Annotated in this window: 9 protein-coding genes; 5 read left to right on the top strand and 4 right to left on the bottom strand. The window is 45.2% G+C overall.

Annotated features, from left to right (window positions below):
• A partial coding sequence (locus WBA89_RS09585; protein WP_424405966.1) for an ArsA family ATPase occupies positions 1-518 on the top strand: 518 nt, incomplete at its 5' end.
• A gap of 240 nt (positions 519-758) precedes the next feature.
• On the opposite strand, the gene WBA89_RS09590 is transcribed toward WBA89_RS09585, so the two are convergent.
• The 4 genes from WBA89_RS09590 to WBA89_RS09605 form a co-directional block, all read right to left on the bottom strand.
• Entirely contained in the window at positions 759-977 is a 219-nt protein-coding gene (locus WBA89_RS09590) for a hypothetical protein (protein ID WP_424405968.1), read from the bottom strand.
• 27 nt (positions 978-1,004) lie between these two features.
• Positions 1,005-2,222, bottom strand: a complete 1,218-nt coding sequence (locus WBA89_RS09595) for a DNA double-strand break repair nuclease NurA (RefSeq protein ID WP_424405970.1) — start codon at positions 2,220-2,222, stop codon at positions 1,005-1,007.
• A gap of 362 nt (positions 2,223-2,584) precedes the next feature.
• Complete coding sequence (locus WBA89_RS09600) at positions 2,585-3,379, bottom strand: HAD family hydrolase (protein ID WP_424405972.1); 795 nt, start codon at positions 3,377-3,379, stop codon at positions 2,585-2,587.
• Between the two features lie 438 nt (positions 3,380-3,817).
• Positions 3,818-4,558 (bottom strand): DUF928 domain-containing protein, encoded by a 741-nt coding sequence (locus WBA89_RS09605; protein ID WP_424405974.1) that lies wholly within the window; start codon positions 4,556-4,558, stop codon positions 3,818-3,820.
• 344 nt (positions 4,559-4,902) lie between these two features.
• Between WBA89_RS09605 and WBA89_RS09610 the strand changes: the two genes are divergently transcribed.
• The 4 genes from WBA89_RS09610 to WBA89_RS09625 all read left to right on the top strand — a co-directional run.
• On the top strand, positions 4,903-6,705 hold the full coding sequence (locus WBA89_RS09610) for a CHASE2 domain-containing protein (protein WP_424405976.1): 1,803 nt from the start codon (positions 4,903-4,905) through the stop codon (positions 6,703-6,705).
• A gap of 24 nt (positions 6,706-6,729) precedes the next feature.
• On the top strand, positions 6,730-6,915 hold the full coding sequence (locus tag WBA89_RS09615; protein WP_373535527.1) for a hypothetical protein: 186 nt from the start codon (positions 6,730-6,732) through the stop codon (positions 6,913-6,915).
• Between the two features lie 514 nt (positions 6,916-7,429).
• A complete protein-coding gene (locus WBA89_RS09620) occupies positions 7,430-7,627 on the top strand; it encodes a hypothetical protein (protein ID WP_424405978.1) in 198 nt (65 codons plus the stop codon).
• 274 nt (positions 7,628-7,901) lie between these two features.
• Positions 7,902-12,388, top strand: a 4,487-nt coding sequence (locus WBA89_RS09625; protein ID WP_424405980.1) for a S8 family serine peptidase, incomplete at its 3' end; no start/stop codon positions are given.

Genomic DNA, 12,388 nt, shown 5'->3' on the forward strand with positions numbered 1-12,388 from the left:
CTACTAAGCAAGTCGATAATCTTTTGGATAAGGGTAAGGAAGCGCTGGCAGATCCGAACCGCACGGCGGCGTTTTTGGTTACGACTGGGGATGCAAGTGCGATCGCAACTGCCCGCGATCTTTGGGGAAGTTCTCAACAAATTGGTTTGACTGTGGGCGGTGTAATTGTCAATCAAGCATCGCTTACAGAAGCTATTAGTGCCGAGTTTGATCCTTTGACGGCTGTTTCGGTTCCGGCGCACAGTGACAATAACTGGCAGCCGCTAATTGATGCTTTGCCCGATTTTTCTCAGGCGGCAAAAGCTCCTCAACCCATTAACATCAACATTGCACAGCGTCAAGTGAGTTTGTTTTTGCCTGGGTTTGACAAGAAAGAAATTAAATTGATTCAATCCGGGCCGGAAGTGACGATCGAAGCGGGCGATCAGCGGCGCAATATTTTGCTGCCTCCGGCGCTAACTGGGAAATCTGTTACGGGTGCTAAGTTCCTGAATGGTTACTTGATTATTTCTTTTTAGGGTAAGGAAGAAGGCACGACACGGATTTTGACACGGATACACGGATGAATTATCGATAAGAGGGAAAATTATCCGAATACCCAGATACCCGAGTTCTTGAAGAAGTCGGGTATTTAAAAGAATCAAAAATCGGATTATATCGTTTCCGCTTGCATCGGAATGATTTAACCACAGAGAACACAGAGTACACAGAGGGAGAGAATATATATCTGAATCATTCTGATGCTACCGGATTTGATATTACTTGCCAAAAATTATTTTCCCAAGGGTTTCCGGCAAGTGAGTTATATGTTGGAAAAGTTGATTTGGCCCGATGCCAAACAATAACTGCATCACCAGCACGATTGCTGCTAGAGAAATCGCTGTGCTGGCGCTGGCTTTCAATACTTTAAAAGCCCAATTAAATACTAGCCAAGAAACAAGTAAGGAAGCAATTAAAATGATTAATTCTATGGGCATATAACATTTTAAACTCTTATTTTTAATTCAAGCAATACTGCCGCGCTTCCGGGTTTCCTTGTAAGAAATTCCGACATTTTTTAAGCCTGCTTTAATCATTTGCTGCTCTAACAAAGCGAAAAAGCGAGTTCGATCGCCCCCAGTGACAACTGCTTGGTTGTGGGCTTCTGCCAGCGTCACGGGATAGCCACCGCCTTTGTGTACTTGAGCCAGCATCATTCCTAGGGCTAAATCTAGCTCTGTATTATCTTGTGCTACCCATTCCGGCACTTCTATTCTAGCAATTTCTGTGCCGACGTGAACGTAACAAAAATAGATAGGATTAAGGTCGTATAAATCTAAAATTCGAGCGTGGGATTTCCACAACGGGCTTCTTTGTCCGGGCGAGAGGATTGTGGCCCACAAGACGGCATCTCGCAGGGGTTCAAATTCTTGACAAGGTGCTTTTTCGTCGAAGGCGCTGGTGGCGGAAAATCCGACGTTGGGGCAGTTTGTCATGCAGTCTGGTACTTCGTGGGTGCAAGCTTGAAACCGCAAAAAAGATAAGCTTTCGGTGCTGCGAGAAGCGCTCAAGTATCCTAATAGGGGAATTTTTACTAAACGCAATTTTTCCCAAGCTTCTAAAATTGGCTCCAAAATTCGATCGCGCGCTTCGCTTGGTAACTGTTCCAAAAACCAATAAATCAGGGAACCATCTACCATTGCCAAAGCTGGCGCGGGCAATTTGTTGTCATTAACTTTTGCCCAATCGCAGCCGATTTCTGCCAAAGCAATCGCTTCGGAAACGGCGCGCCGGTATCCCATCCATTCTTCGGTTCTAATTCCCCACTGTCGCGAAGCATACAAGTCTTCGGCTTTGTAGAAAACCTCGGGCACGCTGTCTAAAACTGGGTGGCGGCTTTGCCCGTAGTGCAGCATGACTGTGCCGATGTTGAGCAGGTAACAGTAGGCTATTTCGTGATGGCTGGGCGAAATTTGCGAGCCGTCTGTGGCGAATACTGTATGGGCGGCGGGGGGTGCGGTGATGTAGGTGCGATCGCCCAAAGGCTCGATCGGAGTTGCAGCATTGAATAAAGTGCGATCGCGCCAACTTTCTTGCAATTCCACTAAATTGTCCTGTCCCGTTGCAGCCTTTGCTAGTAAATTCTGAGCCACTTCCAAACGTTGGCGAGCCGCAGCCGCTTCCACATTCAAATGTTGGCTCATTCCGTGCATTGCCTTAGCCGCTTTAGTTAAATCTAGCATTGGTTTTAAGCCTCAGATTGGTTCTCCGCATCGGAATGCCAGTCCTCGGGAAAAGATGGACTGGCATTCCGATGCGGATAACTGGGAAAAGAAGGACTGGCATTCCGAACGATCGAACCTATTTTATTACGCTCGCCAGAAAAAAAAATCGATTTTTTTTTTCGGTATCCTTGATTTGTTGGGAAGTTTGTGTTATGTTTATATTATAATGGAAATATGTGCAAAAATATTTTTTACGCAACCATCCCATTATATAAAAATACCATACCAGCGCCGCAAAAGTCAAGCAAAAAAGTGTAAAATTTCAAAATTTTTTTTGACTCTGCTCACAGAAAAAAAACTAATTGCCAACAAATCTAGCATTAATCTTTGTCGGGCAGCCAATCGGCAAAATCTCCGGCAAACTGAGACAGAGAAAGCAATTGAACTGGTGGATTTTGAGCCACCGATTCCCGTTCGGCCGAAGTATTGTAACCCCAATCAGCCAAAAATAACCTCACCTGAGATAAATCCGGCTGCTGCTTCACCGACAGCAAAGTTTTTAACCGGTCTTCCACAAACCAAATAGTCGCATCTTTGCCTGAAGCTGCCAAAAATTCCCGCAAAATTTGGTGTTTCGGCTTGTTGTATTCTTTGCCAAAAATCAACTCTGACGGCATTTGTACGCCCGCTAGCTGCAAAAGTTCCTGCACAAAACGGCCTTCCTTGGTAGTGACGATCGCCACTTTGACCGAACTCTCTTGCAACGAGTGCAGGATCTCGGCTACTCCGGGATAAAAGCGGTGCAAAGACAGCCACCCTGCTAAATCCTCAGCAATCCAATTATCGCGCAGTCCATCTAACATAGCGCTGACAGACTGGGCTTTTAAATTATTTTCGGTCAACAAATGCGGGACAATATTGGGCCAGTCCAGCAAGATTTGCTCTGGGGTGATTCCTGTCAGCAGCGCCCGGATTAGCAGGGGCATTTCCCAACCGGTTTCGATGGCTGGTCGCACTCGGTAAAAACTCAAAGCTAAATCGGGATCGGGGACTGTTTCGGCTGGTTTCCAAATTTGACAGTAGCTGCGCCAAGCTGTTTGGAAATATTCAATTAGTCCGTCACAAATCACCCCGTCAAAATCAAGTGCTAGAATTGTAGGAAAGTTATTAGTCATCAGTCAATCGATTTTAGATTTTAGATTTTAGATTTTAGATTTTAGAATTGGTGATGGTGCAATCATTTTGCAGTCATTACTTGCCAAAATGTGACTTTTGAAAAGGTTGCGTAGCACAAGCTTTCGATGGAGTCGGTCAACCGCAGATTTAAGGCAGATTAACGGAGATGCACGCAGATGTATTTCCAGATAATTTTTAGGTGAGTGCTAGAGCAATCCTAAATAATTATCTAGTAGGGACACGGCACTGCCGTGTCCCTACTGTTGTGCATTTAAATTATATATTTCGACGATCGATCAAAAATCCTCTCCCCCTCTCCCAATCTCCCCCTCTCCCCCTCGCGCCCGGTCTTTTGGACTTGGGGCGCGATCGGGTAAAGAAAGTCATTTTTTACACCGCCACCGGCAGACGGACAAAACTTTAAGAAATGGCGAGTTTTAAAGAGGCCCAACTAGCGGTTGAGCAGCCACTGATTCGAGTCCTTGGGACTGCAACAATTGCGTCCACTTGGCATTGAGCTTCGCATCCCCTGGTGTCTGACGCCGCATTTGGGCTAAAGTATCGAGAGTTTCGTACCAAATCCCATTTTTAGCGTAAACGTCGAGCCTAGTCATCGGGTCGGGATTTACCAAATCGCTTTTGAGAGTTGCCTGGGGTTCTATGCGCTGCACGAACCCTTTAACAACTAAATCTGCCGATCGATCTTCAGGATCGCAAACCATTGAAAACGACCATACGTATCGCTTGCCAACTTCCAGGGATTTGCTGTTGTCGCTGTTAGCAGGTACGTTAACTCCAACAATCCCGGATTTGTCAACTTTAAATGTTTTTTCGTAGACCACTTTTTCCTCGTTGTCGGTGAGCACCGTGAACTCTATTGCTGCCGAGGTTTGAGGAACGTAGGCAAAAATTGTGGGAGACTCTGTGAGAGTTAAACCGATATTAGTTGGAGGCACTAAAGGAGTAATAGATAAACCGGCCGGACAAAGCTTGCTGCCGCGATGCGTCCCTCCTTGTCGGCTGCCGGGGGCTGTGACATCGGGGGGCTTGAAATTAACATTCTGACTCAGGACTATGGGGCGGGATTGTGTCCGCATTCCTGCGAGGGAACTGGGGACGGTAAGCGCGATCGCACCTAAGCCGATCGCCAGTGTAGCTAGATGTTGAAAACGTTTCATTTTTTTGTACCTTTGACTATAATATTGCAAACACAGGCTTTCGCTGATGGCGACAAATATTTTTGAGCCGTTGCTTCAGGGCGCAGATACACAATTTTAACCTTGACATATCATCCATAACATTAATTAATTCGATCGGCAAGTCGATTATCCGTCCCCAAAATCCGGCTGTCGGGGCCGCGAGTATCATTGCACACACATTCTGTCGCCACGAAATGTAAAATCTTGTTACAAAGCGGTCGGAGTTTCCGGATTTTTTAAGATGGAGGAAGTATGCGCTGCAGGCGGCTGCAAGCAAAACAACTGCTGTTCGGTGAAACGACTCCAACTTTGATACTGAAATAATGAATAAAATATCTCATAAAATTCGATCGGCAGCGGCTCAACTGAGTAAACTGTATAAACCATCACTCTTATTAGCTAAGTCTGTACTAATTGCCAGCGCGGCAGTCACAATATCCTTGATGGGGGCCAGACAGCTAGGAATACTCGAACCATTAGAATTAAGCGCTTACGACCAAATGCTGAGGATGCGTCCCGACGCAAAACCAGACCCGCGCTTGCTAGTTGTGGGAATTACCGAAGCAGATATTCAGAAACTGAAACAGTGGCCGATATCCGATCGCAAAATAGCTGAAATCTTACAAAAACTCGAAAAAATGCAGCCGGCAGTCATCGGTTTAGATGTACTGCGAGACGTACCTTTAGGAGACGGGCGCGAGGAACTAAGTAAAGTTTTACAAAAGAGCGACAAAATAATCGGAGTATGCTTAGTCACCGACGGGAATCCAGACAGTCCCGGTTCTCCGCCTCCGCCGGGAATACCAGAAAACCGGGTAGGATTTGCAGATTTTGGAGTCGATCCGGGCGGCATACTGCGGAGGGCTTTATTATTTATGAAACCGCCGAAAATTGAGGGCAACTCCACAGTAGAAAAACATCTTTGCAATGACAATTCTCAAGTTTTAGCTTCCTTCAACCTCCAGCTAGCACTCCACTATTTGCAAAAACAAAAAATTTATCCTCAACTGGCACCAGATCAATCTTTATGGCTGGGAAAAACTCAATTCAAAAAACTAGAAAGCAATGATGGAGGATATAGCAATGCTGATGTCAGGGGATATCAAATATTAATTAACTATCGTTCCCGGCGGAATCTCGCCAATCAAGTCAGAATTACGGATATTTTAGAAGGGAAAGTTGATCCTAATTTAGTTAAAGATAAAATAGTGCTGATCGGCTACACCACAGAAACCGTTAAAGATTTCTTTTATACTCCTTACAGCGGGCAGCGGCAAAACAAGCAATTCATGCCGGGTATTGTGGCACACGGACAAGTAGTCAGCCAAATTTTGAGTGCTGTTTTAGACAACAAACCGATGTTTTGGTTTTGGCCGGAATGGGCAGAAATTCTGTGGATTTCGGGATGGTCAATTGTGGGAGCAACCGTAGCATCGCGGATGGCTCACCCAGCGAAGTTGGTGGGGACATTTGGAGCACTGCTGTTGGTGTGCGGCGGTTGTGGCTTTGGGATTTTTTTGTTGGGAGGGTGGGTGCCGGTGGCAGCGCCAGCTTTAGGATTAATTATAACTGGTGGCAGCATTATATCTGCTGACAGATTTAATAAAGCCGGATACGGGAAAGTAATTAGCGATCGAGTAAAACAAGTATTCAAAATCGAAATTGACCAAGCCCAAAAAGAACAGCAGGTGGCAGAAATCACAGAATCTGATTTCTTTAAAGAATTGCAGCAAAAGAAAGATAAACTGAAAGTTAGCAAAAAAGAAACCGCTCAACCAACACCTTCTCAACTGCCAGAAATAGCAGCAGGTGTCGCAGAGCTTCCCCAAGCCGAAAGTGAGCCAGACGAATACCTAGCTCAGTTGCAGGAAAAAGCCCAACAGCAGAAGCAGCGCGCCACTGTGGCTAAAACTGTGACTGCATCGGAAAGCGGCTCAAAAATGGGTGTCCCGATCGATTCCCACCTCGGTGCTAGTTCAGGCGAAACCAAACCCGATGAGGGGTTCAGCGATTTGCAAGCCAAGGCAAAACAGATGCGGCAGCGCCGTGCGGCAGAAAAGAAGATCAAAGATCAAAAGATTGATAGTTTAACAGACAAAGAGGATTTGGGAAAAAAGGAAGAATAACAGACAACTCGACGGCATCTGAAATTGCATCTAATTGATTCTTCCCGTTTCTACCCGTCATTAATTCCTGAGTTTATAGAATCCGGCGGTGCCGGGCCGACGCTTTTGGCTTTAACGGATGTTACTAACGCTGAAGCGGTTGTCAGGGAAATGGTGGCGGCTGCTGGGATGGAATTTGGGGTGAAAGCTGAAGTAATACCAATTTCATAAAGTTATGCTAATACTGAAAGTTTGACTCCCCCCCTTTACAAGGGGGGGTTGGGGGGGGGTAGATATGTAGCGCTATTTTATGAATTTGGTATAAGGGCGATCGCTCTTGACACTCAAGGCGCGCAAATCTCCACTCAATCAATTTAACTTGACAAACTTTTTAACTTGTGGTAAACAACCGACTAGCTGTGGAAGAGATTCGCTGCTGCACTTTTTTAAAGTTTCCATAAAGTTTACCTAAAAACTCTAAAAACCCCTTGCCATTAATAAAAGTTACTGATATTCTCAAACCTATAAATTCACAACAGCCATAAAAAAACTCATTAATGGCGATCGAATCAAACCTTTGTCCCCACATTGGCAAGTTTTAACCTGTCAATATCATACCCTGCATTCGTCGCAAAAAAGATCCACCATCCTATAAACTTAGTTTGCTTGCGAATTTTTTAAACTTAACCTCCTCAAATCCCGCACATTTTAGTCACTTTCACCATCAAAAAAACAACTAAAAATCATGTCTCCAATCGAAGCATCTACCCTCCCACTAACCACCAATACTTCCATCATTCCCCACATTGCAGAAGAATTGCCACTAGCTAATTCTACAAAAAACTACTCTTCCCCCCCCGAAAAATCTCCTAATAACCAACGAAACATCCTCCACAAACACCAGCATCGAACTATTACCCGAAAACCACCAAAATCTCGATAAAAACCCAGAAACACCTGCTAAACAGGCAGAGATAGACGGCTTCATCCTCAACAAAGATTCAACACCAACAACCAACAGCATCACCGAAAAAACACCAGCAACCACCACCCAAACCGACGCAATCACAGGCAATACAGCCCAACCAGAAACTCAAAATAAAATCACTTTCGACTCCGGCCTTTTCCAAGCAGACGAAACAGGTAAAATCACCATAGACTACCTATCAGACGGAGGCTGGTATCAAGGAGAACTAGCAATTATCTGCCTCAAAGGAATGCAGGAATTTGTTCCTGATTCCGAAGAATTTATACTAGAAGCAGCCAGACGCGCCCTCAGCAACTCCTCACTCGGTTACATCGCAATTTCCGACACTACAGAAGCAGCGAAATTCCCTAGTTTCGAGGGAGAAAAAAACTTAAATATCGGAGAATACCGAGGCATAAAAACCTTCGCAATGACTCCCGGAGACGAATTCGGCATCATCCTAATTCCCAACGGCACAATACAAGAAGTATACAACAATCCAGGAATTGGCGGCGACAAAAAACCCTTATTTTCAATGGCGACAGCTAATTCCAGCAATGCCTTTCAACCAGGACAAATTGCCCGTGTCGTGAATGGCGGCAATATATTTGTTATGGAAGATATGGGGATAAGCGAAGAAAGCGATGCTGATTACAATGATATCATATTTTATCTCAAAGGTGCAACCCCTAAAGTCATTTTAATGGATGATGTAATTGCCAAAAACTCCGATTGGCGTACATCAGAGAAAGGCAAAGAATTAATAGCTGACGCGGCGTCAAAAACAGAGACTAAATTAGACGACAAAAAACCCGATACAACTCCGACAACAAATTCTGCCGAAGCGACAGAAACCAAAAATCCGACTGTTTCCGAAATTCCCAACTCCGAGACAAAACCCGAAAAATCCCCGGTAGTTGAAGACAAAAATCCGACTGTTTCCGAGATTCCCAATTCCCAGACAAAACCCGAAAAATCCCCGGTAGTTGAAGACAAAAATCCGACTGTTTCCGAGATTCCCAATTCCCAGACAAAACCCGAAAATTCCCCGGTAGCTGAAGACAAAAATCCGACTGTTTCGGAAATTCCCAATTCCGACACAAATTCGACTGAGACAAAACCTGAAAAATCTCCCGCAGTTGAAGACAAAAATCCGACTGTTTCGGAAATTCCCAATTCCGAGACAAATTCGACTGAGACAAAATCTGAAAATTCCCCAGCGACAGAAACTCAAAACCCGACTGTTTCGGAAATTCCCAATTCCGAGACAAAACCCGAAAATTCCCCGGTAGCTGAAGACAAAAATCCGACTATTTCGGAAATTCCCAATTCCGACACAAATTCGGCTGAGACAAAACCTGAAAAATCTCCCGCAGTTGAAGACAAAAATCCGACTGTTTCGGAAATTCCCAATTCCGAGACAAATTCGACTGAGACAAAAACTGAAAATTCCCCAGCGACAGAAACTCAAAACCCGACTGTTTCGGAAATTCCCAACTCCGACACAAAACCCGAAAATTCCCCCGCAGTTGAAGACAAAAATCCGACTGTTTCGGAAATTCCCAATTCCCAGACAAAACCCGAAAATTCCCCGGTAGTTGAAGACAAAAATCCGACTGTTTCGGAAATTTCCAATTCCGAGACAAAACCCGAAACATCTGCCGCAGTTGAAGACAAAAATCCGACTGTTTCGGAAATTTCCAATTCCCAGACAAATCCGGCTGAAACAAAACCTGAAAATTCCCCAGCGACAGAAACTCAAAAGCCGACTGTTTCGGAAATTTCCAACTTCCAGACAAATCCTGTTGAGACAGAAATCGACGAAATAACAGGTGACACAATTGAAAAACCCGTCTTTATCCAACCAGATAAACCAGAAATAGCGACAATACCCGCAGAATCCACAGACATTCTCACTGGGGAAATTGAAAACACCTCCCCAACTCTTATCGACAGCCTCGAAAATGCCGGCGAAACTGCTGACAATTTACCGCTACTTTCAGACGCAGAAATTGCCCAGATGTGGGAAAACCTCAACCGCATTTGGGCAGAGACAGTATTCAGCCAAAATCCCCAGCCCTCCGAGTTAGAATCCATTGATGCTGTCGCGTTGGAAGCGGGCGGGCACGGGGGCACCTCCCTTGCAGATATCCCCGAAATCGCCATCGCTGAAAATTATCTGCCGACAGACAGAGAAAATCCAGCTTCTTTCGAGTTGGTAGACGGCGGCGAATGGAATGCTAAAACCTCAGAATCCGCATCAACAACAACCATCATTTCAGAAACAGCAGCCCCTACGCCCGCAAACAACCAGCCAGAAACCTCTCAAACTACCATCCCTGCCAGCGCCAGCAACACCGAAAATAACACCAGCGATTACACAACTACACAAACAGATAGCAAAACAGAAACAATCCCCAATTCTTCCCAACAAAACCAACCATTTATCGGCATCATCGACACGGGCTTCACAGCCAACAATCCCAACATCAACTACAGCCAAATCATCCTAGGAAAAGACGTAATCGACGGCGACAATAATCCCCTACTCCAACAAAATGAAGGAAACCAACACGGCGACACAATTTTAGGAATTATCAGCGACTCCAACAATCAAAGCAATACAAAACAATCTCCTACTATTTGGTTGGGAAGAGCAACCGGTAGCGGCAACTGGCAGCAATCCCTGATAGAATTTGTAGACAGCGCCAAAGCTGCAAAACAACCCAACGCCCTCATCAACCTCAGCTTCGACTTAACCCAAATCAATCCCGACGGCACGCAAACCACACGGCACAAACTGACAGCAGAAGAAACAGCAGCATTGCAATACGCAAAAGACAACAACATCCTGATTGTAGCAGCCGCCGGTAACGAAGGAACTCTCCTATCCGCCCTCGGACAAGCATCCACAGAATTCGACAACATCATCACCGTTGGCGCATCCGAAAATAACAACCGCGCCGCCTATTCCAGCTACGGAGGCGGCTTAGATATCCTAGCACCAACCAGCACTCCACAAACAGCAGAAACTTCAACAACCGCAACCAAACAAGGCACATCAATCGCCGCCGCTTTCGTCACAAATACCATCTCCAAAATGTGGGCAGCCAACCCATCCCTAAGCCGCCAACAAATCAAAAATCTCCTCCTGAAAACAGCAACAGACATTGACGTACCCGAATGGGACGAAAGAACAGGATACGGAATTCTCGACGCAGAATTAGCCATTGCTACAGCAGCAGAAACCCTCCCCACAATTCCAGTATTGGCAGATGCCAAACTATTGACAAAACCCTTAATTGATGCTGGTACAAATACCGACAACTCTGCCAATTCTACCGCAGCCAAACCCTCAGAAAGAGCAACTGCACACACCTCCCCCGGCACGCCAAAAACTACCAGTACCTCAACTGGAAACAGCAACGAAGGCACTAGCTCTTATACCACAGAATTAGCGCCGTACACAACTACCTCTACCAGTAATTCCAACGGCACAGCCATCACCAACTCTCAAACTAATAGCAACTTCTCAAACACAGAATCAAGCTGGGATAAAAGTGCTGTCAAAACCAACAGCAAAGGCAACTCTTTGAACGAATCCACAAGTAATTCCAGCACAAATGCTGCTACCTACACCACCAAAAACTTTTCCCAAAACTCAACAGAAAACAAAAATCAATCGCAGCAAAACTACAGCCGAGTTAAATACGAAGGTACTCGCGCCGACCAAAGTTCATCCAATCAAAAATCCCGCAGTTCTTACAACTATACAAATCCCACGTACACCAGAAACGATGCTTCAGAAAGTTATCGCAACAGCAAGTCTCAATCCGACAGTCAATACGGTACGGGCTATGCAGTGAATAACGGCAACCGCCAAGATGATTGGGGTTCCAAATCAAATTCAAACACTCAAACTACTAGCACCACTGGTAGTTCCGTCAATAACAGTTCAACTCAAGTTCAAGGAAAAGCCGATTGGACGAATAGCAGCAACAGTACCAGTGCTAATAACACTCACAGTGGCGAAGAAACCACAGTTAGCAAATCTGATTCTCAAAGCAACAATACCAGCGGTTTCTCCAAAACTAATAACAGTGCCGACAACTATTCTGTAATTAATTCAACCTGGGATAACTCTACAATTAACGGCAAAGCCGTCAACAGCAACACTCGCGATGTTTATTCGGAAGGAAACAGTAATGCTAACAGCAGTTACGATGATGGCAAGTCAAAAAATACGAGCAATCGAGACACTTACACTGTCAATCAATCTCAACAAACCAACAGCAGCAACGGCCCATCATACTGGCAAAACAATCGAGGGAATAATTACTCAGTAACCCAGACCAATGACACCCAAAACTACAAAGACGGGCCGTACAATAACAGGCACAATCGAGATAGTTATTCCGTCAGAAAGTCAAATTATTCCAGCAGCAACAGTTCAGGAAAACCTAGTTCTAAAAACGAGCAAGAAAATTACTCCGAGAATAATGCTCAGTGGGAGAACGAGTATAAGGTTGATGCTTACACGACTCAAAGCACCAGCGACGAATCGACAATAGCAGCCAGTAAAAATAACAGCAGTACCGAGGGCAGTAATGCCAACTCGTCTAACAGTAGCGATACCTCCCGGACTCGGAATTCACAGACAGTTACCACTTATAAAGATGGTCGCAAAACAGAGAGTGGCAGTTCGACTTACGAGAAATGGTCGAGCGAAAGCACTTA

The organism is Microcoleus sp., from assembly GCF_049646505.1.
Taxonomy (GTDB): Bacteria; Cyanobacteriota; Cyanobacteriia; order Cyanobacteriales; family Microcoleaceae; genus Microcoleus.